This is a genomic window from Pseudomonas sp. 5P_3.1_Bac2 (assembly GCF_025465995.1).
Lineage (GTDB): Bacteria > Pseudomonadota > Gammaproteobacteria > Pseudomonadales > Pseudomonadaceae > Aquipseudomonas.
The window spans coordinates 347,403-373,626 of the sequence record NZ_JANLNY010000028.1 but is presented as its reverse complement, the minus strand read 5'-3'; the positions used below and the strand labels follow the sequence as shown (position 1 = coordinate 373,626).

The following is a 26,224-nucleotide window of genomic DNA, read 5'->3' as shown; positions in this document are numbered from 1 at the left end:
GGTGTGAAGAGGTGGAAGCATTCTAGCCGTGCCGAGCCCTGCACATACGCATAAAGCCGGCCGTGCTAGAGTCGCCAGCCATTTTTCGCGGAGATTAGCGATGCGTGTTGCTCTGCCGCTTGCGCTGTTGCTCTGGGCTGTCTGCGCCAGCGTCAGCCAAGCCTGGGCTGAGGCCTGTGTGGTGCACAGCCAATCTGAACGTCTGGATGTTAAGGTCTGCCAGCAAAACCGCAGCATCCCTGCCCGGCTGTTTCATGACGGCTTCTGCCAGCCACAGCTCAAAGACCAAAAAGTCGCCGTGGAGTTTATGCCTCAGTGTCCCGGCGGCGCCTTTGGCATATGCGCCAATGCCCAGACCCAAGGCACGCCCTATCGACAGGACGTGCACTACTACGGGGTGGCCAGCGACGCCGCTTACCTCAAGCCCTTTTGCGAGCAGCAAAGCCAAGGCCAATGGCAAACGCCCAAGCCATAGTCACACGCAGTAACAAAAATGTAACAGCACAATGGTTTATTAGCTCCCGGGTGCTCACCGGGCATGCTAAGTAAGTCCCGGTGTTATCAAGCCGCGTTTATACGCGGCTTATTTTTGCCTACCGTTTTTAATAGGTGCGATAAGCGCGGCTTAGGCCAGCCAATCCAAGGTCAACAATAAGCGCCGTTCACCCGCTGCCGGTTGCGGTGAACGATGGATTAACCCGGCGCCCTCATTGCCAGCCCACTTCTCACCCTTGGCCAACAACACCTGCCCGGCCAGCGCCTGCTGGATCAGCCTGGCGTCAGTCGGCTCAGCATGGGCCTGACCCAATTGCCGGCGCGCCATCACCCCCTCGGCCAACCACTGGGTGCCACAGCCGGCATAGCTGGTGATCAGCCGCACCGGGACGTGATCGACATGAAAACGCGGGCACATGGCCTTATCCAAAATCCTCAGGCGCAGGCCAATGCGCTTGGGGCTAAACAGGCAGGCGTAGGCATTGGCCAGCCAGGTCAGATCGCAGACAAACGCCGCATGGCCGGGCAAGTCGCAATAGCGTTCGAGCAAGCCGTTAAGGTCGCTGGCGACAATCTCGGTGCTATGCGGATTAACCGCCAGTTGCCGCGTATAGGCCAGCGGTTCGCCCTGGGCCAGCAAGGCCTCGACGAAATCGCTGATCTGTACCGGCAACTGCCGTTGCCACAACGCCAGATTGACTTCATCCAGAAAAATGTCGCCCAACACATCAATCTGCTCACTGGCCACCTGGCGCAGCGGCGCGCGTAATAATTCAGCGAGCATCAGGCGGCCTCCTCGCTATACCAAGGGCCGAACGGGTCCGCCAAGGATTGCCAACTGGCCGCCCCCTGGGCCATTTCCGCATCCGTCAGCAGGCACTGATCCAATTCAGCGTTAAGCCGGGCGAAGTCGATATGCTGACCGATAAACACCAGCTCTTGGCGGCAATCGCCGCATTCGTCCTGCCACTGCTCGGCGATGCTCTGCAGGCTCTGTTCATCCTGCGGCCACTGGCTCTTCGGCACAAAGCGCCACCAGCGGCCGGCAAAACCATGGCGCAGAATGCCGCCCGCCTGGGACCAACTGCCGGCGTCCTGATACTTGCTGGCCAGCCAGAAATAGCCCTTGGAGCGCAGCAAGCGACCATTGCTCCAAGGCTGGTTGATCCACTCGAAAAAGCGCTGCGGATGCAGCGGCCGGCGTGCCCGGTAGACGCTCGAGGCGATGCCATACTCCTCGGTTTCCGGCACATGTTCGCCGCGTAATTCCTGCAGCCAGCCCGGTGCCTGGGCGGCGCGCTCGAAATCAAAGCGGTGGGTGTTGAGTACCTCATGCAGCGGCACCTGGCCCATGCTCATCGGCACGATGCGCGCCTGTGGGTTGAGCTTGGCTAACATGGCCAGCAGCTCTTCGCGCTGTTGGCTGCTGATCAAATCGATCTTGCTGACCAGCAGCACATCGGCGAACTCGACCTGATCAATCAGCAGATCGCTGATCGAGCGCTCGTCTTCCTCACCGAGGCTTTCACCACGGCTGGCGAGGCTGTCAGCGGCCTGCAAATCGTCGACAAAGCTCAGCCCATCGACCACCGTCACGAGGGTGTCGAGGCGCGCCAGATCGGACAGGCTGCGGCCCTGCTCATCACGGAAGGTGAAGGTTTCGGCCACCGGCAGCGGTTCGGAAATACCGGTGGATTCGATCAGCAAATAATCAAAGCGGCCACTGCTGGCCAGGCGGCTGACTTCTTCCAGCAGGTCTTCGCGCAGGGTGCAGCAAATGCAGCCGTTGCTCATCTCCACCAGCTTTTCTTCGCTGCGACTTAGGCTGACATCGCGCTGCACCGCGCTGCCGTCGATGTTGATTTCACTCATGTCGTTAACGATCACCGCGACCTTCAAGCCGTCGCGATTTTTCAAAATGGCGTTGAGCAAGGTGCTTTTGCCAGCACCTAAAAAACCACTTAACAGGGTTACAGGTAGACGTTGCATAGGCGTATCTCCATCAGGCTTGGCGCTGGTGTTTCTCACGTTGTTCTTGGCGCTCTTTGGCTTCGATGCACAGGCTGGCGGTGGGCCTAAGCAACAGGCGCGGCAGGCCAATTGCCTCGCCGGTGGCCGTGCACCAGCCGTATTCGCCACGGGCCAGGCGCTCGAGGGCTTGGTCGATCTTGTCGAGTAGCTTCTTCTCCCGCTCCAGCAGGCGCAGTTGCCATTGCTGCTGCTCTTGGGCGCTGCCGATATCCGCCACATCGCTGTGCGGCTCGGCCTCGCGCAGGCTGAGCATCTGCTCCTCAATGCGCTGCATCAGCTCGCTGCGCTCGCGATGGAGTAGCTGGCGGAAAAACTCCTGCTGGGTGGGGTTCATGTAGTCCGCCGCCGGCTGCGCCAGCAGTTCAGCGACGGTTAAGGAGGCTTGGGCATTCATCGACGGGCACTACTCAGAATTCGTTATTGTTATAACATAACATTTAACTTTTACCCTGAGAGCCCTAATCGGATGAACGCAACCTCTGCACTGTCGTCAGCCTCAGCTCAGCCCCGGCCAATGCCGGATATCGCCAGCCAAGCGCCCAGCCACAGCACGCCCTTGTCTTGGGTGGGTATGGAAAATATCGCCCTGCCTCTGCAACTGGCCGGGCAAAGCCTCAGCGCCCAAGCCGACATTGGCGTCGACCTGATCACTGCCCAGGCGCGGGGGATTCATATGTCGCGCCTGTATCTGGCCCTGCAAGAGTTGCCGCAGCAGACGCTAGACGTGCCCAGCCTGCGGCAGTTGTTGCAGCGCTGCATCAGCAGCCAAGACGGGCTGGCCCAGCAGGCCTTGGTTAACCTGCGCGGCGAGCTGCTACTCAAGCGCCCAGCCCTGCTCAGCGACCTGCACGGCTACAAGATCTACCCCGTGCAAATTCGTGCGCGCCAACAGCCATGGGGATTTCAGGTGGAGCTGGGGGTAACGATCACCTATTCATCCACCTGCCCATGCTCTGCGGCCCTGGCTCGCCAGCTGATTCAGCAGCGCTTTTCTGCGGACTTTACCGGTGAGGATTTACCGCATCAGCAGGTCTTGGACTGGCTCGGCACCAGCGCCGGCATCGTCGCCACGCCCCATAGCCAACGCAGCTTCGCCAGTCTCAGCGTGCGCCTGAACGAGGACACCTGCGAGTTGCCGCTACTGGCCTTAATCGAGCGTGCCGAAGCCAGCCTCGGCACCGCGGTACAGACCGCGGTTAAACGCGCCGATGAACAAGCCTTCGCCCTGGCCAACGGGCAGAACCTGATGTTCTGCGAAGACGCCGCGCGACGCCTGCATCAAGCCTTGCTGCAGATGCCGGGGCACGCGGCGTTCAAACTCAAAGTGGTCCACGCCGAAAGCCTGCACGCCCACGATGCCGTGGCGCGCAGCCGGCATAACTGGAGCTGATCACCAACCCCCGCCACCGCCACCACCGCGCCCGCCACCGGAGAAACCACCACCGCTCGAACCACCACCTCCGGCGCGGCTCGGTGGGCTTGAGGACAGCGCTGCCACATCAGCCAACCCCATCGCCAAGGCTTTGCTCATGGCCACAGGCGAAACTCGCAGCCCCTGGCTGTGGTACCAGGCTGGCTGGTAGTCGGGCTGGCTGGCATCCGTCAGACCGCGATTGAGCACCGTGGCAAAGCGCTCGGTCCACTGCTCTTCCACCCCCAGGGCCATGGCATAAGGCAGGTGCATCTCGTAATGAGCAATCGTCATCGCCGGCGCCTTGCCGGCCATGGCTAGCACCTCGGTTTCAGCGAGGCTCAGGTAATCGCGATAACCCTCAAGCTGATCGAGCAGTGCCCGCCCCTCTTTGCTTGGCGCTGGCAGCAGTATGCGATAGACCAGCACCAGCAATAGCAGGCTAGACAGTAGGAGGGTGATGGGCAGGGTCGAGCTAGTACCCAGGATGTGCAAGCCGAAACTAACCGGCCAGCACATCAGTAAGGCAAACAGCCCGGGAATGATCCGCCCCCTCCAGGTGCTGGCGCTGCAAGCGACTTTAACCAGCAGGATCACCGCCAGCGCGAACATACCGGCAAACAGCAAACCTCCTGCAGTAGCCATGAAATCCACTGCATCAACACTGAGCAGCAGCATGAGCAACGCGCCGGCCACGGCCGCGACCACCCCGCTCGCCCACCAACCCAGATTGGCCGTATACCACTTGGCGCTGTGCACCTGTAAATAGCGTTTCAGGCGAGCCATGGCTGCCGCCAAGCGCGGCTCGAAAGTGTGCGCAATTTCCAGCGGCTCCTGTGCGTTGCTATCAGCAAACAACGCGTTGCACATGTGCTGTGCATGATCGGGTAACAGGCTTAACGGCGCAGTGCCACGGGTCAGGATAAAGCTCTTGCCCGGGTCTTCTTCAGCAATGCTCAAGTGTCGGCTAATCGCCATCTGCGTAAGCCAGGTGCTTAGCGCTTTGGCCGCACTGAAGCGCCCGCCGAAACCACGATGCCAGAGGTAGCCAGCCATGGCCGGGGGCATCCCATCGGGCGCTTGGAACAGCGGCACGACGAGGCCCTTGGCCGGATCGCGGCCCACTCTGCGCCACACCAGGTGATAAAAAATGCCTAGGCCCAGTACCGTCAAGGCGCCCACCAGCAGACCCAGGTTGTCGCCCAGTACGTGCACTAAACGCGTACTGGTAGACGGCCGGGCAATCACCCCGGCAGGCCACTCCAAGGCCACCGTGAGGCCCTGATAACTGCCCAGCGGCGCGTTGGTTTTCAGCCGCACCCAGTTGTCTTGCTGCTCCAACACTTGATAAGCCTGCTCTGTAGCGCCGCTACTGCCGGTGTAGGCATGCAGGTTGCTGATCTGAACTCCCGCGGGTAGCAGCACTTCAACCGAGGCGTTGGCGATGGGGAAGCTCCACTGGTTGCCGGTGACGTTCCAGTACAGCTCGTCAGTGTCGGCATGCCACAACAGCGCCCGCTCGACCTGATAGCGCAGCTCATAACTGTATTCCCCCGGCATCAGCACGACGTTGCTGGCGCCGAGATAAAAGCGCTGCCAGGAGCCGTTGCGCTCGCTGCGTACCGGCTCGTACAGATCGTCCCGGGTCACGCTCAACAGCGTTACCGGCGCGCGGTGCAGCAGGCCGTATGCCTCGCGGTAACTCAGGGGCACATCGCGATAAATACCGCGCTTAATCTGCTGGCCCTCAGCACGTACACGAATGCGCTCGGTGACGAGCAGCTTGCCGTCGGCGAGCACCTGCAGAGTCACGCTGAAGTCTTCGATGGTTTCCCTGGCGCTGGCCCACGCGGGCAGCAGCAACAGGCATAGGGCGAATGTGCGCAGGATGGCGTTCATCTCACAGCTCCACATTCGGCGCAGCGGCCTGGGCCGGATCGCTGAGGCTGAAGAACTCGCCGGGGGTAAAGGCCAACGCCTTGGCTAACAGGTTGCTCGGCACGGACTCGACCAGCACATTGAGCTCGCGCACCGCGCCGTTGTAATAACGGCGGGCCATTTGCAGATGTTCTTCAACCTCGACCAGATTGCGCTGTAAATCGAGCAATTGCCGATCCCCTTTAAGCTCGGGATAGGTTTCCACCAACAGCCACAGGTTGTGCAGGTCGCGGCCTAAGTTGGACTCCACCGGCGCGCGTTGTGCCGGCGGCGCAGCGGCCAACTGAGACGCCTGAGTACGGGCCTCCACCACGGCAGTCAGGGTGCTGTGCTCATACTTGAGGTACTGCTTGACGCAGTTGACCAAGGCCGGCACTAAATCGGCACGGCGCTTGAGCTGCACCTCGATACCGCTCCACGCCTCGGCCACCCGCACGCGGTTAAACACCAGGCGGTTGTAGTAATAAATCACCCCGCCAAGCACCAGCAGCCCCACTGCCAATGCGATCCATCCTCCCTGCATAGCCTGTCCCCTCTCTGTAGCCGTTGTGCTAATTGCCAGACATTGCCGGCACCTCTTTGCCCTGCCCCGGTCTAAGCTCGTTCTGTGTGCCTATCCTTAGGCGGTGCCCCCGATGGAACGCCCATGCAAATCGAAATTCTGGAAATCCGCGATCACCTCAGCCGCTTTGTACCCTTTGCCGATCTGCCCGAAGACAGCCTGAATCTGATCGCCGGGCAAATTGAAGTGGCGTACTTCAAGGCCGGTAGCGACATCCTCCAATACGGCGCGCCGATCCACGAGCTGCACTATGTGCGCAGCGGCGCGGTGGAGATTTACCGGCGCAGTGGCGAGCTGCATAACCGCTTAAGCGAGGGCGACATCTTTGGTCAGGTCGGCCTGCTGCGCAGCAACAAGGTGCGCTTTCCGGCCAGGGCCATCGAAGATAGCTTGATTTACTTTATCCCCGCCGCAGTGTTCGCCCAGCTTTGCCAACAGCACGATGCTTTTGCTGAGTTTGTTGAAGCCGAGGGCCAGTCGCGCCTGAAGTCGGCGGTGGAAAGTCAGGGGCAGGCCAGCGAGCTGATCAAGCTCAAGGTGCAGGCGCTGATTTCCCGCGAGCCGGTGTGTGTCAGCAGCGACACCTCGGTGCAGCTCGCCGCCCAGGTGATGACCGCCGAGAGCGTGTCGTCACTGGTGATCACCGCGCCCGCGCCGGATAACCAGAACATGGTCGGCATCCTCACCGACCGCGATTTGCGCACCCGCGTATTGGCCGCCGGCTTAGCCTCAGGCAGCCCGGTGAGCCAGGTGATGTCGCCCGACCCGATCACCATCCAGAGCCACGACAGTGTGTTCGCCGCCATGCTGTGCATGCTCAGGCACAACATCCATCACCTGCCGGTGGTGCAACAACGGCGGCCGATTGGCTTGATCAGCCTGTCCGATATCATCCGCTACGAGTCGCAAAGCAGTCTGTATCTGGTCAACGCGATCTTTAACCAGAACAGCGTGGAAGGTTTGCAGAGCCTGCTGCCGGATCTGCGCGCAAGCTTTGTGCGCCTGGTTAATGAGCAGGCCACCGCGCAGATGATCGGCAGCGCCATGTCCGGGATTGGCCGGGCCTTTTGCCAACGCCTGCTGCAACTGGCCGAGCAGGAACTGGGGGCGCCGCCAGTGCCTTACTGCTTTATGGTCAACGGCTCGATGGCCCGCGATGAGCAACTGGTGGTCACCGATCAGGACAATGCCCTGGTGCTGGATGACCGCTTTGACCCGGCCCTGCACGATGAGTACTTCGCGCAGCTCGCGCAGTTTGTCAGCGATGGCCTGGCCGCTTGTGGCTACAGCTACTGCAAGGGCGGGATCATGGCCAGCAACCGCCAGTGGCGCCAGCCGCTGAAGCAATGGCGGCAATACTTCAGCCAGTGGATCGAGCAACCCAACCCGCGCACCCTGCTCAACAGCAGCATTTTTTTCGACTTAGAAGGCATCTACGGCCAGACCGAGCTGGTGGATGAGCTCAAGCAACTGCTGGCGCAGAAAGCCAGCAGCAGCCCGGCGTTTCTCGCGGCCATGGCGCGTAATGCACTGAACCGCACGCCGCCTCTGGGCATCTTCCGCAACTTTGTGATGGAGACCGATGGCCGCCAGAAGCACATCATCAACCTCAAGGGTCGCGGCACCGCGCCCCTGACCGACTTGATCCGCGTGCATGCATTGGCCTGTGGCAGCCAGGCACAGAACTCGCTGCTGCGCCTGGACGCCATCAGCAAGACCCAGCTGCTGCAGCCCGAGGCTCTCGACAAACTGCGCTACGCCCTGGAGTTTTTAAGCAAGGTGCGTATCCAGCATCAGGCCCGGGCGGTGAGTGAGGGCAGCGAAGCGAATAACTACATCGAGCCGGCCCAGGTCAGCGCCAGCGAACGGCACAACCTCAAAGAAGCATTTCAGGTGCTTAACCATGCGCAGAAATTTATGCGCTTCCGCTATCCGGCGCAGCCTGGGCAAAAGCCATGATCCGCTTAGGCCCAGCTCCGCCACCCCTGCTCGACTGGCCGCAGCGCATGCAGACCCTGGCCGAGAGCGCCCAGCACCCCAGCCTGAAGGCGTTTTATCAGGTCGGCACTTGCGCGCTGGATACGCCACTTGAGCACGTGCCGCTGCTGGCCTTGGATGTGGAAACCACCGGCTTGGACGCCCAACAGCACGCCATTGTCAGCCTGGGTTTGCTGCCCTTCACCTTGCAGCGCATCCGCTGCGCCGAGGCGGCTTATTGGCTGGTGAAACCCGAAGGCGAGCTGCACGATGCCTCGGTGACCTTCCACCACATCACTCACAGCGATATCCGTCACGCACCGCGCATGCAGCAGATTCTCGATCAACTGCTCAAAGCCATGGCCGGCCGGGTAATGGTGGTGCACTACCGCCATATCGAGCGCAATTTTCTTGAGCAGGCGGCGCGTCAGTGTTTGGGCGAAGGCTGGCAATTCCCGCTGATCGACACCATGCAACTGGAGGCGCAGTTGCATCCCACACGTTACTCCAGCTGGTGGCATCGTCTGCGTGGCCGGCCACCGCTGTCGCTGCGCCTGGCCGATAGCCGCGGGCGGTATCACTTACCGAGCTATCAGGCGCACCATGCCCTGACCGACGCCCTGGCCTGCGCTGAGCTGTTGCAAGCGCAGGTGAGCACACACTTTGGCCCACACACCCCAGTCAGCCAGTTGTGGAGTTGATGCCCATCACCACCGGGCGTGGTGATGGGCTCAGCCCTAGTTACGCTGCTGCGCCACCATGGCGGGGGTCACGCTGCCCTGCTTAGCGCCAAACTGGGAGACCACATAGTTGGCCATGGCCGCGATTTCGACGTCACTGTGACTTTGGCCAAACGCTGGCATGGACTCATGGCGGCCACCAATATTGATGTGCGTGCCATGCAGAATGGCACTGACCACGCTGCGAGCCTGGGGATCATTGCTGGCGGTGCTACCCAACAATCCGGCATAAGGGGTTTGCCGGCCCTGGCCGTTCCACATATGGCAACCCGCGCAATTTTGCGCAAATAGGCGTTGGCCAAAATCATCCTTATCTTGGGCGGGTACGACCACACTGGCAGCCAAGGCGCCCTCAGGTTTGAGATTGACCGCCACCGACTCGTCCCCAGCTAGGGCGGGAATATCACGCAAGTAAGTCACCAGCGCCTGGATATCGCTCGGTACTAGGTACTGCAAGCTGTGTTGGATCGCCTCGGCCATGGGCCCCGAAGCGCTGCTGCGCCCTGGCGCGTGACCGGTCGACAGGTATGCGGCCAATTGCTCGTCACTCCAGCCCCCAATGCCGCTTTGTGGATGGGGGGTGATATTGAACGCGAGCCAACCTTGCACCACCTCACCGGCCAGATACTCACTAGGTTTCATGGCAAAGGCCAAATTGCGCGGCGTATGACACTCACCACAGTGGCCCAAGGCCGTGGCCAAATAAGCGCCACGGTTCCACTGTGGGCTTTTGTCAGGGTTAGCGGCGAAACGGCGGTTATCAAAGAAGCCTATTTTCCAGAGCGCCATACCCCAGCGCTGGTTGAACGGGAACGGCAGCTCAAGGGGTTTGTTCGGCTGTTTAACCGGCGCCAGGCTGAACAGGTACGCCTTGATCGCCAACACGTCATCCCGGCTCATCGCCGCATAGGAGGTGTAAGGCATCGCCGGATACAGATTGCCTGCCGGACCGACGCCATCGCGCACGGCCCGCACAAACTGGTCATCAGTCCAGGTACCAATGCCGGTCTCGTGATCAGGGGTGATATTGGTGGCGTACAGCGTGCCAAAGGGCAAGTCGAACGGCAGGCCGCCGGCATAGGGCTGTCCCCCTGCCTGCGTATGACACGCCACACAGTCCGCCGCCTTGGCCAGGTATCGACCACGGCTCACAAGCTCAGTGAACTGCGCCGGCGCACCGGCAATGGGCGCTACCGGCTCTGGTCCGGCCGGGCGCAGCAGCACGTAGGACACATAAATCGCCATTAGCACGGCCAGGGCCAGTACTCCCCCGATCAGGTTTTTGCCTGTGCGGCTCATGACGAACGCCCCTCATCCAGCGCGCCGGATGCTTGATGGATGGCGGCGCGAATGCGCACATACGTCGCGCAGCGACAAACATTGCCAGCCATCGCCGCGTCTATATCGGTATCGCTGGGCTTGGCTTGGTGAATCAGCAGGGCACTGGCGCTCATGATTTGCCCGGACTGGCAGTAGCCACACTGCACCACATCCAGATCGACCCAAGCTTGCTGCACGGCCTGGCCCACAGGTGTCGCCCCGATGCCTTCAATGGTGGTGAACTGCTTACCCTGCGCCGCCGCCATAGTCATGGCACAGGCGCGCACGGCCACACCGTCCATGTGCACCGTGCAGGCCCCACACATGGCCATGCCACAGCCATATTTGGTGCCGGTTAAACCGGCTTCGTCACGCAGGAACCACAGCAGTGGCATGTTCGGATCGCCAGCAAAAGATAGCTCTTGATCATTCACGGTCAGCTTAATCATGGTATGTCCTTATACGCTTAGTCTTTGCAAAGGCAGGCTCATAGACGTGCGGGGCAAGCCCAACAGGGCCAAGGCATTGGCCACTGCGGGAGCAATCACCGGTACGCCCAGCTCGCCGACCCCACTGGGGGCCTCGTTGGAATCGACGATGATCACTTCGATCTCTGGCATCTCATCGATACGCAACACGCGGTAGTTGTGGAAGTTCGACTGCTCGACCACTCCCTCTTTGAGACTGATATTGCCGTACAGGGCAATGCTCAAGCCGTAACCGATACCGCCTTCTATCTGCGCCCGTACCACGTCCGGGTTGACCACCACGCCGCAGTCCACGGCACACCAAACCTTGTGCACGCGCGGCAAGCCGCCCTCGCCCAGCGACACCTCAACAATCTGCGCCACCGCGGTGCCAAACGCCTTGGCCACGCCGACCCCGCGGGCGCGCCCGGCGTTCACGCCCGGGCCTTGCCAGTTGGCCGCCTTGGCCACGGCGCGCAGCACCCCGGCCTCGCGTGGTGCCTTGTCCATCAGGGTCAAGCGCCCCTCGACCGGGTCTTGGCCACTTTCATGCAGCAGATGGTCAATAAAGCATTCCACCGCATGACTGGTATGGGTGGCCGCCACGGAGCGCAGTGAGGAAGTGGGCACCTTGCCCGGCACGATGTGCGCGGTGCAGCGGAAGTGCTCGATGTCGTAGGGAATCTCGCTGGCACCTTCGACCATCATGCTATCGATGCCGTTGACCACTAAGTTGTCCATGACACTGTGCTGTGCCCAGGAATGGGCAGCGATGGTATTGCTCCAGGCCACGACCTTGCCGTCACGGATGGCCCCGCGCAGACGGTGCAGGACCATCGGCCGGTACCAGCCCCCTTGCACATCGTCCTCACGAGTCCACACCACTTTGATGCCATGCCCAGGCCCGATGGCTTTGGCAGCCGCGGCCATATCGGCGACCAGGTCCGGGCCCAGCGTCGGGTTGCCGAGGTCAATGCGCCGGCCAAAGCTGCCGCCAGCGAGAATCGTGGTGATCTCGACTTTTTCGGGGGGCAAATCGAACAGCGCGCACAACTGCTTGTGATCAATCGTCTGAATCTGGCAGCCGTAGCGCGCCTTAACGCTCTGACCATCCCAAAACAGATAGCCGCCCAGAGGCTCCATCGGCGCATGGGCCACGTAAGGAAAGCTGTACTCGACCTCAAGCACCTTGTCGGCCGCGTTAAGAGCTTCATCGGGCGTGCCGCGCAGCGTGGCGACCGTCCCCGGCTGCTGGGCGATCTGCCGAAACTCGGCAAAGATCTCCTCGGTGCTGCGCATTTCCGCTTGGCTGTGGTCCCACTCAACCTTGAGCTTGCTCCGCCCCTGGAGCGCAGCCCAGGTGCCTTTGGCATACACCGCCAGGCCCATCTCGACCTGTTTCACCGCCACCACGCCGGGTACTGCCAGCGCTTGGGTGGCGTCGAAGCTGCGCAGTTTCGCACCAAAACGCGGCGCCTTACTGAAGGTCACCGTGAGCATATCCGGCTCGTGGATATCTTCGGAGAACTGCGCGCTGCCGTTGGTTTTACCCAGGGAATCGATGCGGTGAACGCCGTTTTGTTTGCCGATCAGGCTGAAGTTAGCGGGGTTCTTCAGCGTTAGCGTGGCCGGGTCCGGGGCACTCAAACGTGCGGCCTGCGCGGCGAATTGGCCGAAGCCGGCTTCGCGGGCACTGGCGGCATGGCGGATGCGGCCTTGCTCGACGCTGATCTCCTGCGCGGGCACCTGCCACTGCGCAGCGGCGGCCTGCACCAGCATGGCCCGGGCCATGGCGCCCATACTGCGCATCTGCTGGTAGGCGTTAGCGACCGAGGAGGAGCCCCCCGTACCCTGATAGCCAAAGGTCAGGTTCTGGTACAACGCAACGTCTGCCGGCGCGGCCTGCACGCGCATCTGCGCCCAGTCGGCATCCAGCTCTTCAGCCACCAGCGTGGCCATGGCGGTGTAGACCCCCTGACCGATTTCCGAATGCTTACTGAGCACGGTAACAAGGCCGTCTTCGCCAATCTGCACGAAGGCATTCGGCATGAATGTGCTGCTGCCCTGCCCTCCAGCCTTGGCCTGTAAACCTTTAACCGGCAGGCAGGCGGCAATCACCAACACACCGCTGCTCACTAGAAACTGACGCCGCGACAGCGAACCTACAGATCGACTCATCAACTATCCCCATTGTTATGGTTGTGCATGCAACGGCAGAAATCTGCGCCTTGCCACACACCCTTATTGCATTCCATTTGTCGGACATAATAATCGTTGGATCGTCTGAATGGCGCGCTCATCGATATGTGGTAGCGATACCAGCGCGCCACTAAGCGCAGGCAGCAGTAGCCTGTGCACGAAAACCTGGGGGTAATGGGCGATTGCATGGGTGGTGCAGACGGGGCCCGGACAGCGCGAGGAAAACATCCCCTCGCAGCTGCGGCCAAGGTGGCGCGGCTGGCGCCGGCAGAAGTGATGACGCGCGAGGCCGCGCGGCTGATTTACAACTGTAAGCCTAAGTAGATGCGATAGCCGATGGTGCCGAGCATGATCACGCCACCTATCCCTAACACCGCGATCCCCCATTCGTGCTCACGGCGACTAAAGCCCACCATCAAGAAGATAAAGCCGACGACCAGTACGGCCAGCATGGTGTTGATTTCGTCCATTGCACTCCCCTTAGCGACTACGGCGTTATGCCCAATGCTATTCACAGCATAGTCGCTCGTGCATAAGCAGAAGTTGTCCTAGGACAAACTTTAGGCCACCCGCGCGCCCTCAAGCGCGCGGGTGCCAGGCTTTAGCGCGGCTCGCTAAGCAACCCTTTGACGATGGCGACGCAGCCCACCAGCAGCACCAACGTGAAGGGCAAGCCGGTGGACACGGCCATGGCCTGCAAGGCCACCAAGCCGCCGCCCATGAGCAAGGCAATGGCAATCACCCCCTCGATGCTGGCCCAGAAGATCCGCTGCACCACCGGCGCGTTGACCTTGCCGCCGGCGGTGATGGTGTCGATCACCAAAGAGCCGGAGTCAGACGAGGTGATAAAGAACATCACCACCAAGATGATGGTGACGAACGAGGTGATCGCGGTCAGCGGTAACTCATGCAGCAGGGCAAACAGCTTCAGCTCCAGTGCCGCATCCGTCACCCCTTGCAAGCCACTGGCGACTTGCTCGAAAGCCGTGCCACCAAAGGTGCTCATCCACAACACCGAGACCAGCGACGGCACCAGCAGCACGGCGACCAGGAACTCACGCACGCTGCGGCCACGGCTGACCCGCGCGATAAACATGCCCACAAACGGCGACCAGCTAATCCACCAGGCCCAGTAAAAGGCCGTCCAGCCTTGGCTGAAGTTGGCATCCTCACGCCCCACCGGGTTAGACAGCGCCGGCAGATAACTTAAGTACGCACCCAGGTTTTTCAGCGTACCGCTCAAGATCATCCAGGTCGGCCCGGCGAGGATGACGAAGGCCAGCAGCAGGAAGGCCAGGCCGATATTGATCTCCGAAAGAATACGCACGCCCTTGTCCAGGCCGGACAATACCGAGCCTAAGGCGACGAGGGTGATGGCGACGATCAGAATGACCTTGGTGGTGTTATCCGCCGTAATCCCAAACAGCTGCTGCAAACCGGCGGCGGCTTGTTCAGCGCCAATGCCTAAGGAAGTGACCAAGCCAAACAGGGTGGCAAACACCGCGAGGATATCGATGATATGCCCCGGCCAGCCCCACACCCGCTCGCCGAGAATCGGGTAGAAAATCGAGCGAATCGCCAGGGGCAAACCCTTGTTGTAAGAGAAGATCGCCAGCGACAAGCCGACGATGGCGTAGATCGCCCACGGATGCAGGCCCCAGTGAAAGATGGTCGCGGCCATGGCCAAGCGCTGCGCTTCCTGCACATTACCCGCCGCGCCGCCCAAGGGCGCCCAGTCGGTACGCACGCCGTTTTCCATGGTCACGCCGCCTAAAGCGGCGCTGTAATGCGACACCGGCTCGGCCACGCCATAGAACATCAGACCGATGCCCATGCCGGCGGCGAACAGCATGGCGAACCAGCTCAGGTAGTTGAAGTCCGGAGTGGCTGCGCTACCGCCAATGCGCACCCGGCCCAGGGGCGAGACGATCAGGCCCAGACACAGCAGCACGAAGATATTGCCGGCGCCGATAAAGAACCACGCCATATGGTGGGTGATCCAGTCGCGCAGGGCGCTGAACAGCGGCTCCACTTCGTTTTGCAGGGCCAGCGTCAGCACCACGAACAGCAGCGCAGTGAGCGCCGAAATGATGAATACCTTGCCGTGAATATCCAGCGAAATGGAGAACTGGCCTTTGATGTTGTCCTGGCCAATCACGTAATCGGTGTCGATCAGGTTGGCTTGCCCAGTCGGTGCGGGAATCCCATCAGGCGACGGCGCCGCAGTGGGCGTGGGATGGTCTGATGAGTGCTTAGGCTCCATGTAGATTTTCTCCTTGTGCAATTTCCACGCAAGCCGGACGGCCTGTTTGTCTGGCTGTTAACGCCGAGTCAAAACTCAGGTTAGCAGCCCGCTGCGGCCTGTGCCGGCGGTGGCTTGAGTGACGGCAGCCGCAGCTGCCCTCGGCGGGTTGGACAGCCGTGGTGCACGGCTGCAATTGGCGCGCTGGTCAACACGGCCAGGCATGGCGATCAGTCCGGCAGCAAGGCCGGATGAGCCGGGGGTAAATCCCACCATCCAGGGGTGTGACCCCTTTGATAGCCAATCAGTTGCATCGGATCTTCAATCCAGCTGCTCCTCGCCCTCCACTTGGCGGTACAGCTGCAAGCCACGGGCTTGGTAGTTGGCCAACGCATGGGGGTGATCGACCGTGCAGGTGTGCAGCCACACCCGCTGGGTGCCGGGCCAAGCCCAAGCGGCGTGCAACGCATGGCTCAGCAAGGCACCGCCCCAGCCTTGGCCGCAAAAGCGCTCGAGCAAACCGAAGTAGAGAATTTCCACGGCGTCATCGCGGCGCAGCAGCTCGTAGTAACCGACGATACCGCCCTGCACATAGGCCACCCACGTGCGGTGATTAGGCTGCTCAATCAGCGCCTGCCACTGCCCATCGCTCCACTTGAGGTTGTCGGTCCAGTGCCATGGCGCCCCGACCCACTGGTAGAGAAAACGGTTGAACTGATACTGCTTGAGTTCACACTCGCGCACCTCCAGCTCAGCCGGCAACGGCTTGCCGCGAATCTGCGCAGCGCTGTGCATCTCCAGGTAATACGTGGTGATGACCATACTCGCCTCCTTGCACGAAGGCCCTAAGCCTACCGCAGGCAGCACCGTGCGGCGAGCCCGGCGGACCTAGGGCCAGGCCGGGCTCAGGCACACTGCCGACAGAACCTAGTAGTCGATGGCGTAGCTCAGGGCAAAGGTGCGGCCCTGGGCTGGCAGGCTCGAGAGCTTGCCGTAGGTGGCCTCGGCTTGCTGGCTGTAGACCGTTTTGTAATCGCGGTCGGCCAGGTTGTAGATGCCGGCGCTGGCGGTGCCGCCCAAGAACGGCGCATGGCCGATCAGATCAAGCACGGTGTAGCCCTGGATCTTCGCCGTGGGGGTGGCGCGGATCGACGAGCTGACCTCGGCATGCTGGGCATCGTCGTAAGCGCGGTGGGTGCCGCCCACGGTCAGTGCTTGCAGACGCACGCCGTAGTCATCCCGGAAGGTCCAGTCGCTGTACAGCGTGGCTTTGAGCGGCGACACGCGGAAGGCGTCCAGCTCGCGCCAGGAACCGCCAGCATCCTTGTACTCGCCACGGGTGTACGCCAGGGTACCGCCGACGCTCCAGCTCTCGCTCAAAGGCAGTTGCAGATTGCCCTCGGCGCCCCAGATCCGCTCATCGGTGTCGGCCACCGAAACACTGTAATCACGGTTGAACTGCACCACTTTGTCCGAGGTGTTGTAGAAAGCCGTAACCCCGGCGGTGAGGCCCGATTCGGCAATCACGCGCCAGCCCAACTCGTAGTTATTCACCTTGATCGGCTCGATGTTGCCGCTATCAATGGCGAAGCTCGGGCCGACGTCGCGCAGCATGCGCTGGGTGTCCGGCAGGCTGAAGCCTTGGGAGAAGTTGGCGAACAGCTGATGCTCATCGCTGAGCTGATAGAGCAGGCCCAAGTTGTACAGGTTCTGGCTGTGTTTGACGTTGCCGCCGGCCATGCGCTGAGCCTGATAGCCCGGCACGATGTCGGCGGTAATCGCCTCGGTGTAAGGCGTCGAGGCCGACACATCATTCTTGATGATCTGGTGGCGGATACCGGCTTGCAGGCTCAGGCGCTCGCTGAGGTGGTAATCGCCTTGCAGGTAGAAACCGGTGTTGCTGATCTCCACGTCCGGGCCCATGGCGTATTGGTTGCCGGGCACATAGTTCAAGCCATTACTGGCGATAAAGCTGGGAATGGCATAGGACTGGCCGCTCTGGCTGTCGTTCTCACGTTCGTAGTCCACGCCGTAGGTCAGGGTCAGATCACGCCCAGCCAGGCTGAAGCCCTTCTGCAGGGCGGTGCGCACACCCCACACGTCGATATCGGTGTTGGACTGCATGGCCGCGTAGGTAAAGCGCCCCGGCAACGCCGCATGAGGGATCACCGACACGCTGGGGAACCAGCGCCCTTGCTCCTTGCGCGTGTACGCCTCGACGGTCAGTTGCTGGCCGCCGAACACGTCCTGGTGCTGATACTGGGCGTTAGCGCCGTAATGCTTGGTGCGCGGCTGGGCGCTCAGGTTAAGGCCCTTGACCCCTTGCAGGCTGGGCTCGAAGGTGGCCGGGGTAAACAACGCCGCCAAGCCCGGACCGTAGTCGGGGCCGTAATCGCTGTCTTGTTTATCGTCATAAAAACGCGCGCCGAGGCTGAGCTTCTGGTTGTCGTCGAGCTGCCAGCTGAGCCGGCCATTGAAGTCGACGCTGCGCGTGTCCTGGCGATCAGTTTGGGCGATTTCCGGGCCGACGCGGTTGCCGTGGGCATCCTGAATCTCGCCCTGCTTCACATAGCTGATGCCGGCAAAACCGCTGACATCGCCCTGGTTGAAGGTCATGGTCTGGGTGGCGTTATAGGCCATGGCGTCATGCTCAGGATGATCGGCGCTGCGCACGCCAACCTCAGAGCTAAAGCCCAACGCCGAACCATCGCCCTGACGGGTGACGATATTGATAATGCCGCCGGTGGCGCCGGCGCCGTAGACGCTGCTGGAACCAGAGACCACCTCGACGCGCTCGATCATCGCCGGGGTGATGCTGTTGAGCTGACGTGAGCCGTCGCGCGAGCCGGTCATGGGCACGCCGTCGATCATCACCAGCACCGCGCGACCACGCATGGTCATGCCGTAGTTACTGGTCGTGCCGGAGCTGGGCGCCAACGACGGCACCAGTTGCCCGAGCACGTCAGCGGTGCTGCGCCCGGGAGCGCTTTGCTTCACGATGTCCTCACGCTCGATGCGGTACACCGTGCCGGCGATCTCGGCCAGGCTCTGGCTGCTGCTACGGGCGCTGATCTGCAGCGGCGCCAGTTGCTGGCTGGCATCCTCTGCCTCGGCGGCGTAGACCGGAGCGCTGATGGCCAGGCTCAGCAGCGACAGCTGCAAGGTGGACGGAACATTTCGCACGGACCAAAGGCTCATAGCGCTCCCCTATTGGAATCAAGTGTGTAGTGGCAGATTTTTTTGATAATCAGTTGGCTCAGCAGCACGCTCACGATCGACACGCCCGCCAGCAACCAATAGAACCAGGCGTAGCCCAAACCCTTGGCCAACACCCCGGACAGCGCACCGCCGAGGAAGTAAACCAACAGCTCAAAGCACACCAGCAAGGTGAAGTCGGTGCCGGCCTGTTGCGGGCTGCACAGGCGCATAAACAAGGCGTACAGGCTGGTCATGGCCAGATACCGCACGGCGAGCAGCGCCAGCACCAACAGCCCAAACCATGGCGAGGCGGCGTAACTCACGCCTGCGCTGAGCACCAAAGCAATCAATAAATAAAGCCCTGTGCGCAGCCAGCCGGCCTGCAGCAACAGGCGCTCGGCAGGGCGATGTTTGAGCACCCGCGCCGCGCCTACAGCCGCCAACAGACCGACCAAGGCACCGAGCACCGAGAGCAGCACGCCGATCTGACTCAGGCTCCACTGCTGGTCAATCAGCAGCGGGCTGAGCATGGCCATGGCCGGCGCTTCCACCAGCCGATACACCACGATCAGGACAAAGGCCCAGAGCATCTCCGGGCGCTTAAAACTGCTCACAACGCTTGGCCGCTGCCGCTCATCGTGAGTCCGGGCGCCCTCCTGCACGGCGCGGATGGCCAACATCGGCAGCGCCGTCAGCAGGGCCAGACAAAGCAGCGCCGGTTGCCAGCCATAACGCTGATACAGCCACAGCACGCCGGCACCACCCACCATGCTGCCCAGGCCCACGCCAATGCTCTGCGCCATGCTGCCCAGGCGGTAAGCGCTGGGCGCCAGCGACTCAACGGTGTAGCCGTCGATGGCGATGTCCTGGGTCGCCGCCCATGTGGAGATCCACAGGCTGATGGCGATAAACACCCACAAACCCTGCTCGAAGCCGCTTAAAGCCAACAGCAGCACGCCGCCGACCAGCGCCAACTGAGTCAGCAGCAGCCAGGTTTTGCGCCGGCCGAGGTGTTTAACGTGATAGCGATCAATCAGCGGCGCCCACAGAAACTTGAACGCCCAAGGGATGTACAGCAGCGACAGCATGCCGATCCAACGCAGGTCGACGCCCTGGCTGCGCAGAATCGCCGGCAGCGCCACGGTAAAGAAATACAACGGCAGCGCATGGGCCAGGTACAGCGTAACGATCACCGTCAGCTCCAGGCGCCCCGGGGTGGCCCCCGCACTACGCGGCTGCATGTTGCACCAGCATCTGCTGCATCACCCACTGGTAGGCGGCGCTGCGCTCCAGGGTCACCGCATAGGGCACGCCCCAGGCCGCGTGCAGGGCTGGGGTATCGAGGCGCGCTTGCTCGGCCGGATCGTGGGCGATGCGCACGATGCCCCGGCAATACTGGCGAAAGGCGTTCTTGTACTGCTTGTACCAAACCGCCTGAATGGCCCGGTAATCCTCGGCGAAGTCGCTGTGCTCGCGGGTGCTGGCGATGAAATAGAAGTCTTCCTGGCGCGCCAGCAAGGCGTCGATCTGCGCCAGCCACTGGCGGATTTCCGCAGCGCTGACAAAGCCGTGAAACACCGCCTCGACCAACGCGGCCTGGTTAAGCTGCAACCCCATGCTCGATTCCTGAATAGCCATAAATAACCAGTTGTGTCCGGCAGCTAGAATGCCAGTACCAATTGTCTACATGAGAATAATTCTGAATACTGTTGCCCGCTTAGGCGAAAACAAGCAAAACTTAGCCGCGACGAAATTTTTCAGGACCTGCCATGCAAGCATTCACCAGCGGACAACTGCGTGCCGCCGCCAGCGCCTTAGGCGGTGAGGTGCGCTTTGCCCAGCCTGTGGCCGATGAGCACAGCGTGCTGCTCGGGACGCAGCAGGTGCAGGTGCTGCAAAGCGGGCTGGTGCTGTACCTGAGCCAAAGCCAGGATCTGCTCGATAACCACAGCCAGAACCTGCTGCTGCCGGGGATTACCGCGAGCTTTTTGCTGCATGGGCAAACCGAGCTCAACCTCGGCCAGCAGCGTTGGCAGTTGGATGCGCGCAAGCCGCAGCAACGCGCCATGTTGCTTAATCTCACCGACGGCGCCGTGTTTAGCCGCTGCTGGCAGCGTGGCCGCGAAGAGCGCAAGGTCAGCCTGAGCTTTAGCCGTGAGTGGCTGGCGCAGTTCATCCACAGCAGCCCGCAATGCGCCAGTCGCTTTGCCCAGTTCAGCCTGGCGCATCTGGATCACCTGCCCTGGCAACCCTCTCCGGTCATCGTCCAACGCGCCCAGGCGCTGCTGAGTCAGGCCCAGGGCAATGGTTTGATCCAGCAGATGCAGCGCGAAAGCTTCGCCCTGGATCTGGCCAGCGAGATTCTGCAAAGCGTTGAGCAGCCCAGTGGCGGCAAACGCTTAAGCCAACATCTGCAACAGTGTCTGGTGCGCTTAAAAGACTGGCTCGACAGCGGCGAGGCTAACCAGCTGAGCATCGCCGAGATGGCCAAGCGCTTGGGCAGCAACCCGGTGGATTTGCAAAACGCCTTCCGCCAACGCCACGGCAGCACCATCGCCGCCTACCTGCGTCAGGTGCGTTTGCAGCAGGCTTACCAAGCCTTGCGCCAGCAGCACATGAGTGTGGAAGACGCCGCCAGCCTGGCCGGCTATGAGCACGTCAGCAGCTTTAGCAGCGCCTTTAAACGCCAGTTCGGCTACCCGCCATCGCAAATCCGCTAGCCTGTCCTAGTCCAGCGTCCAAAACCCCAAGCGCCCCAAGCTCGCCGCCAAGCCTAAGCGTGAGGTCTGCCAGCTACTGAGGCTTTGGATGTGTTGCTGCTGGGCGGCGGTGTAGGCGGTCAGGCCGTTAAGCATCTCGATCATGCTGCCGACACCGGAGCGATAGCGCCCCTGCACCACCTCCAGCGCTTGCTGAGACTGCTCCACTAGCTGCTGGGTGCGCTCAAGGCTTTGCGTCTCCACGCTCAGTTGCTGATAGTTGGCCCACAGTTGCAGCGCCACCTCCTCCTCGGTTTGCGCCACCTCGGCCTGGCTCGCCTCGAGTAAGGCCTGGGCATTGCGGATTTGGTAGTTACGCGAAAAACCCTCAAACAACGGCAGCGACACCTGCAAGCCAATGCTGCGCTCGCGGCTTTGGTAATCGCCAGCGAGCTCCTGACCCTGACGGTTGCGCTGCCAGCCCAGCTCGCCGGTCAGGGCAATGGTCGGCATGCCGGCCGCGCGCACTTGCTCGACGCCCGCCTCGGCAGCCTTGACGCGCGCTTGTGCGGCCAGCAACGCCGGGTGTTGCTGGCGGGCCTGGGCCAGCAGTTTATCCACCGCCTGGACAAACTCACGGCCACCGACCTGGCTCAGCTCGCTGCCCAGTTGCAGCGGAGTTTGCGCCGCCAGGCCCATGCGTAAGGCCAGCACACCGAGCGCGGCAGTCAGCGCGCCTTGATCGCGAACCTGCTGCAAGCTGGCTTGGGAAAACGCCGTTTGCGCCTGCAAGCGATCCGACAGCGCCGCCGCCCCGGCTTTGTATTTGGCATCGGCGGCCTCCAGGTTTTGCCCGGCCATTTCGGCGATCTGGGTGGAAGCCTGCACGCTGCGCTGCGCCGCCAACGCTTGGTAATAGGCGCTGGCCGCTCGCAGAAAGGCCTCTTGCAGCACCCGATCCTGATTGGCGTTGGCCGCTAGCAATAACTGCCGCGCCTGGCTCAGGGCCGCTTCGCGCTGACCAAAATCAAACAGCACCCAACTCAGTTGCAGGTTGGCATTGTCGCGGCGCAAACGACCCTCGCTGGAGTCGTATTGCGCCTCGTCATAATCCACCGCGCGCTGCCCGGTGCTGCTGCCAAGCTGGCCATCCAGACGCGGCAGATAGGCCGCCTGATTGACCCCGGCCATGGCCGCCTGCGCCTTGGCACTGGCCCATGCCAGACGGGTTTGCGGGTCATAGCAGAGGCTGCGTTCAATCGCCTCGGCCAATAGCAGAGGCTGCGAAACCGCGCCAAAGTGGCACGGCAAGGCGCTGCCATCGCTGTCGTAGGCCGCTTGCCCGGCGTGACCATTGGCCGTGGCAAACACATCCACGGCCAAGGCCTGGGTGCTGAGCAGACTCAGCAGGTACAGCCAACGCACTATCGCCATGGTCTGACTCCCATCGCCATCGCGGCCCCTACCACGAGCCGGCGCGCGCATCGGGCGCGGCCAGCGGCGGCTCACTGAGTACGCGCCCGGCGTGCAGGCGAATCACCCGCTGCGCCGAGGCGATGGTTTGCGGACGGTGGGCGACCATCACCCGGGTCATCGGCAATTGGCTGATGGCCTGATTGACCCGTGCCTCGCAGGCCACATCCAAGTGACTAGTGGCTTCGTCGAGAAGCAGAATCCGCGGTTTTTTGTACAGCGCCCGGGCGAGCAAGATCCGCTGTTTTTGCCCACCGGAGAGCACCGTGCCCATGTCCCCGACCAGGGTGTTGTAGCCCATTGGCATAGCCACAATTTCCTCATGCACGGCAGCCATCTGCGCGCACTGCAGGACCCACTCGAAGTCGGCTTGCGGGTCGAAGAAACTGATGTTGTCGCGCAGTGAGCCGGCAAACAGCACGTCGTCTTGCAGCACCGTGCCGATCAACTGGTGCAGGCCATCCAAACCCAGTTGTTGCAACTCCACGCCCGCCACCAGAATCTGCCCACGACTGGCCGGCAGCACGCCTAACAACAGGTTGAGCAAGGTGCTTTTGCCGCACCCGGAAGGCCCGACGATGGCCACCGATTCGCCGGGATTAATCTGCAAGTCCACCTGCTCTAGCACCCAAGGTTCTTGCTCGGCATAGCGGTACGCCAGGCCACGGATCTCGATGCTCGCCTGATGCTCCGGTAAGCCACTCAGATCCACCTGGCTGGCGCTGTGCTCGGGCTCATGCAAGACGATATCGGCCAAGCGCTCGCCCTGCAGATTGAGCATGCGCAGCTCAACGAACTTATCGATCAGGCTGGCCACGCGGTTATCGAACTGCGACTTGTACATGGTGAACGCCATCAGCACGCCGACGCTGAACTCACCGTCCATCACCATGCCCGCGCCGAGCCAGATCACCAGCAGGTTCTCGATACCAAACAACAGGCCGTTGAGTTGCTGATAAAGCAGCTGCAGCTTCTGCACCCGCAGACCCGCGTTGATCTGCTCGACCAACAGCCCCAACCAGGCCGAGCGCCGTTCCTCTTGGCGCTGGAATAACTTCAGCGGACGAATGCCGCGCACGGTTTCGAGGAAGTGACTTTGCTGCTGCGCGGCATGAATGATTTGCTCCTCACTGGCACTGCGCAGCGGGGCAAACCACAGCCAGCGGCCCAGGCCATAGAGGACCATGGCGATGATCGCGATGGCAGCCAAGGTCGGGCTGTAGAGCAGCATCATGGCCAAGGTGGCGAGGGTCATCAGGCCATCGAGAATGGCGGTGAAAAACGCTGAGGTGAGGGTCTGCTGGATGCTGTCCACCGCGCCAAAACGCGACACCACATCGCCCAAATGACGCTTCTGAAAATACTGCAACGGCAAGCGCAACAAGTGGCTGAACACGTTGGCGCGCCACTGCACACTCAAGGTGGTGCTCATGTACATCATGACCCACGCGCGCACGCCGCTGACCGCCTGCTGCATCAGCAGCAACAGGCCAAAGCCGATGACCAAGGTGCTGAGCAAATCGCGGTCGGCGCTGACGATCACATGGTCGATGGTCCACTGCAAAAAGAAGGGGCTGAGCAGGGCAAAGACTTCCAGGGTCAGCGCCAACGCCAGCAATTGCAGCAGCGAACGGTACAGCCCGGTGACCCGCCCGAGCAGGCCGCGCAGTTTCAGCCGGGGCTTGGCCGCTTGCGGGGCAAAACCACTGTCGGGCCACAGTTCCAGAGCCACGCCGGTAAAGCTGCGCGCCACCTCTTCATAGCTCAGGCGGCGCAGACCGTGAGCGGGATCGTGCAGGGTCAGGGTGCGCCCATTGATCGCCTTGAGCACCACAAAATGGTTGAAGTCCCAGTGCAGCACACAGGGCAGTTTGAGCTGGCTCAGGCCCGGCATATCCAGCTTCACCGGGCGCGTACCGAGGCGCATCTGTTGAGCGGCCTGCATCAGCTGCTTGAGGGTCATGCCCTTGAGCGACAGGCTAAAGCGTTGGCGCAGCTCGCTGAGGCTGCTGTGATAGCCGTGGTAGCCGGCGACCATGGCCAAACAGGCCAGACCACATTCAGTGGCTTCGGTTTGCAGCACCAGCGGCAGGCGGCGGCCCAGACGCAAAGCAAGGGCGTCGAGAAAAACCATGGGGGCTTCCTTAAAGTTTGCCGGTCAGGCTGTAAAGCGGCTCGAGCACCCACTCATAGAGGCGGCGCCGTTCTTGCAAAATATCGGCTTCCAGAAGCATGCCGCTGTGCAGCTCCTGGGCCTTGCCATAGGCCTGCACGCTCTGCCGCTCCAGGCGCACTTTCAGCGCATACAGCGACTCGCCACTGGCCGCACCTTGCGGCACTTCACCGAGCAAACTGCGCAGCTCATCGGGGCTAACGGCACTGTGGGAGATCGATTCGACCTGACCGCGATACTGGCCAAACTTCTGGTAGGGATAGGCTTGGTAGCGGATCAGCACGGCATCGCCCGGCTGGATAAACCCCACCGCGCGACTCGGTGCATACAGCTGCGCTTGCAGCTGGCTGGCCGCCGGCAAAATGCTCAGCAAGGTGCGGCTGCTGTCGACGCTCTGGCCCACTTCGGCCAACACCGCACTGGCCACGCCAGCGGCCGGCGCAGTGATCAGCACGCTGCGCTGCGCCTCGTTTTGCGCCAGCTCCTGGGCGATGCCGGCCAGCTGCCGTTGCAGCTGCGCCAGCTGATTGGCCTGGCGATTGGGCAGCGCGGCTAGGTCGTTTTGCCGCTCCTGCAACTGCTGCTGCATGGCGCTGCGCTCACGCTCCAGGCTGTGCAAGGTCTGGCGTTGGCCAAGCAGTTCAGCCTGGCGCTGCTGGAATTGATCGGTGGCGATATAGCCCTTCTCCAGCAAGCCCTGATAGCGCTTGCTGGCATCATCGGCCAGGGCCACCAGGCTGCGCTGGCTGCTGCTTTGCTGCTCGAGAATTTCAAGCTCACGACTGAGGCTGGCGACCTTGCTGGTCAGGCTGCTGCGCTCTTCTTCATGCAACAGCCGGGTCTTCGCCAACTCCTCTTTCAGAGAGCTGGCACGCTCCTGCAAATGCAGGCTGATGGTCGCTTGCAACGGATCGGCACTGGCAGCAAAGCGCTCGCTGGAGAGCCGCAACAACGGCGCGCCTTGTTCAACCGCCTGGCCTTCGCGGACGAACTTCTCCACCACGATGCCGCTTTGCGGGCTGTGCACTTTGATCTGCCCGCCCACCGGCAACAGTTGCCCAGTCACCGTGCTGCGCTTGGTATAGCTGGCAAACAGCATCAGCCCCACCACCACGCTGGCCAGCAGTAAAGCCAAGCCAGCAAAGAGGCTGAAGGACGCTGGGCGGATCAACACAATTTCACCCAGCCACTGCGCCTGCTGGGCTTCTAACGCTTGCTTGCGAAAAAGCTGCTCGCTCACACACACTCCATTGCATTGCGCCTGCCTGAGCAGATTTCATCACCCCTAAGCCAGTCCTC

Annotated in this window: 22 protein-coding genes; 5 read left to right on the top strand and 17 right to left on the bottom strand. The window is 61.8% G+C overall.

Going from position 1 to position 26,224, the window contains the following annotated elements:
* The first annotated feature begins 100 nt into the window (after positions 1–100).
* Positions 101–475, top strand: coding sequence for an NADH:ubiquinone oxidoreductase (locus NTD81_RS18835; protein ID WP_262184272.1), 375 nt, complete (start codon positions 101–103; stop codon positions 473–475).
* 150 nt (positions 476–625) lie between these two features.
* On the opposite strand, the gene NTD81_RS18830 is transcribed toward NTD81_RS18835, so the two are convergent.
* The 3 genes from NTD81_RS18830 to dksA are packed head-to-tail and all read right to left on the bottom strand — an operon-like array spanning position 626 to position 2,920.
* Entirely contained in the window at positions 626–1,279 is a 654-nt protein-coding gene (locus tag NTD81_RS18830) for a DUF1826 domain-containing protein (RefSeq protein WP_262184271.1), read from the bottom strand.
* A complete protein-coding gene (gene zigA / locus NTD81_RS18825; RefSeq protein ID WP_262184270.1) occupies positions 1,279–2,484 on the bottom strand; it encodes a zinc metallochaperone GTPase ZigA in 1,206 nt (401 codons plus the stop codon). Before zigA ends, NTD81_RS18830 begins: the two co-directional genes overlap by 1 nt.
* 13 nt (positions 2,485–2,497) lie before the next feature.
* Entirely contained in the window at positions 2,498–2,920 is a 423-nt protein-coding gene (dksA, locus tag NTD81_RS18820) for an RNA polymerase-binding protein DksA (protein ID WP_262184269.1), read from the bottom strand.
* A gap of 72 nt (positions 2,921–2,992) precedes the next feature.
* On the opposite strand from dksA, the gene folE2 reads away from it, so the two are divergent.
* Positions 2,993–3,916 (top strand): GTP cyclohydrolase FolE2, encoded by a 924-nt coding sequence (folE2, locus tag NTD81_RS18815; RefSeq protein ID WP_262184268.1) that lies wholly within the window; start codon positions 2,993–2,995, stop codon positions 3,914–3,916.
* Here folE2 and NTD81_RS18810 read toward each other — a convergent pair whose 3' ends face one another.
* Together NTD81_RS18810 and NTD81_RS18805 are read right to left on the bottom strand one after the other, a co-directional pair.
* Positions 3,917–5,836, bottom strand: a complete 1,920-nt coding sequence (locus tag NTD81_RS18810; protein ID WP_262184267.1) for a DUF2207 domain-containing protein — start codon at positions 5,834–5,836, stop codon at positions 3,917–3,919. It lies immediately after the preceding gene.
* A gap of 1 nt (position 5,837) precedes the next feature.
* Positions 5,838–6,398 carry a LemA family protein gene (locus NTD81_RS18805; protein WP_262184266.1) on the bottom strand — a complete coding sequence of 187 codons (561 nt, stop codon included), beginning with the start codon at positions 6,396–6,398 and terminating at the stop codon, positions 5,838–5,840.
* A 123-nt stretch (positions 6,399–6,521) separates the two neighbouring features.
* Between NTD81_RS18805 and NTD81_RS18800 the strand changes: the two genes are divergently transcribed.
* Positions 6,522–8,396 carry a DUF294 nucleotidyltransferase-like domain-containing protein gene (locus tag NTD81_RS18800; RefSeq protein ID WP_262184265.1) on the top strand — a complete coding sequence of 625 codons (1,875 nt, stop codon included), beginning with the start codon at positions 6,522–6,524 and terminating at the stop codon, positions 8,394–8,396.
* Entirely contained in the window at positions 8,393–9,115 is a 723-nt protein-coding gene (locus NTD81_RS18795) for a 3'-5' exonuclease (protein ID WP_262184264.1), read from the top strand. The genes NTD81_RS18800 and NTD81_RS18795 overlap by 4 nt, the downstream gene beginning before the upstream one ends.
* 36 nt (positions 9,116–9,151) lie before the next feature.
* On the opposite strand, the gene NTD81_RS18790 is transcribed toward NTD81_RS18795, so the two are convergent.
* From NTD81_RS18790 to NTD81_RS18750, 9 genes are all read right to left on the bottom strand, one after another.
* Positions 9,152–10,453, bottom strand: coding sequence for a cytochrome c (locus NTD81_RS18790; RefSeq protein ID WP_262184263.1), 1,302 nt, complete (start codon positions 10,451–10,453; stop codon positions 9,152–9,154).
* On the bottom strand, positions 10,450–10,923 hold the full coding sequence (locus NTD81_RS18785) for a (2Fe-2S)-binding protein (RefSeq protein ID WP_262184262.1): 474 nt from the start codon (positions 10,921–10,923) through the stop codon (positions 10,450–10,452). The genes NTD81_RS18790 and NTD81_RS18785 overlap by 4 nt, the downstream gene beginning before the upstream one ends.
* Before the next feature lie 9 nt (positions 10,924–10,932).
* Positions 10,933–13,119: a xanthine dehydrogenase family protein molybdopterin-binding subunit gene (locus NTD81_RS18780; RefSeq protein WP_262184261.1), complete on the bottom strand. Its 2,187-nt coding sequence runs from the start codon at positions 13,117–13,119 to the stop codon at positions 10,933–10,935.
* A gap of 323 nt (positions 13,120–13,442) precedes the next feature.
* Positions 13,443–13,610 carry a hypothetical protein gene (locus NTD81_RS18775; RefSeq protein WP_262184260.1) on the bottom strand — a complete coding sequence of 56 codons (168 nt, stop codon included), beginning with the start codon at positions 13,608–13,610 and terminating at the stop codon, positions 13,443–13,445.
* A gap of 131 nt (positions 13,611–13,741) precedes the next feature.
* The gene (locus tag NTD81_RS18770) at positions 13,742–15,403 is read right to left on the bottom strand and encodes a BCCT family transporter (protein ID WP_262184258.1); all 1,662 of its coding nucleotides are present in this window, start codon (positions 15,401–15,403) and stop codon (positions 13,742–13,744) included.
* 300 nt (positions 15,404–15,703) lie between these two features.
* Complete coding sequence (locus NTD81_RS18765; RefSeq protein ID WP_262184257.1) at positions 15,704–16,204, bottom strand: GNAT family N-acetyltransferase; 501 nt, start codon at positions 16,202–16,204, stop codon at positions 15,704–15,706.
* Positions 16,205–16,309: 105 nt separating this feature from the next.
* Positions 16,310–18,580, bottom strand: coding sequence for a TonB-dependent receptor (locus tag NTD81_RS18760; RefSeq protein ID WP_262184256.1), 2,271 nt, complete (start codon positions 18,578–18,580; stop codon positions 16,310–16,312).
* Complete coding sequence (locus NTD81_RS18755) at positions 18,577–19,821, bottom strand: MFS transporter (RefSeq protein WP_262184255.1); 1,245 nt, start codon at positions 19,819–19,821, stop codon at positions 18,577–18,579. Before NTD81_RS18755 ends, NTD81_RS18760 begins: the two co-directional genes overlap by 4 nt.
* The gene (locus tag NTD81_RS18750; RefSeq protein WP_262184254.1) at positions 19,808–20,197 is read right to left on the bottom strand and encodes a hypothetical protein; all 390 of its coding nucleotides are present in this window, start codon (positions 20,195–20,197) and stop codon (positions 19,808–19,810) included. Before NTD81_RS18750 ends, NTD81_RS18755 begins: the two co-directional genes overlap by 14 nt.
* 152 nt (positions 20,198–20,349) lie before the next feature.
* Here NTD81_RS18750 and NTD81_RS18745 point away from each other — a divergent pair, with 152 nt between their 5' ends.
* A complete protein-coding gene (locus tag NTD81_RS18745; RefSeq protein ID WP_262184253.1) occupies positions 20,350–21,300 on the top strand; it encodes a helix-turn-helix transcriptional regulator in 951 nt (316 codons plus the stop codon).
* Between the two features lie 6 nt (positions 21,301–21,306).
* Here the strand turns inward: NTD81_RS18745 and NTD81_RS18740 are convergent, their stop codons facing one another.
* From NTD81_RS18740 to NTD81_RS18730, 3 genes are read right to left on the bottom strand one after another with little or no spacing between them, the layout of a single operon-like run.
* Positions 21,307–22,713 carry a TolC family protein gene (locus NTD81_RS18740; protein ID WP_262184252.1) on the bottom strand — a complete coding sequence of 469 codons (1,407 nt, stop codon included), beginning with the start codon at positions 22,711–22,713 and terminating at the stop codon, positions 21,307–21,309.
* Positions 22,714–22,741: 28 nt separating this feature from the next.
* A complete protein-coding gene (locus tag NTD81_RS18735) occupies positions 22,742–24,886 on the bottom strand; it encodes a peptidase domain-containing ABC transporter (protein WP_262184251.1) in 2,145 nt (714 codons plus the stop codon).
* A 10-nt stretch (positions 24,887–24,896) separates the two neighbouring features.
* The gene (locus NTD81_RS18730; RefSeq protein WP_262184250.1) at positions 24,897–26,165 is read right to left on the bottom strand and encodes an HlyD family secretion protein; all 1,269 of its coding nucleotides are present in this window, start codon (positions 26,163–26,165) and stop codon (positions 24,897–24,899) included.
* Between the last annotated feature and the right edge of the window lie 59 nt (positions 26,166–26,224).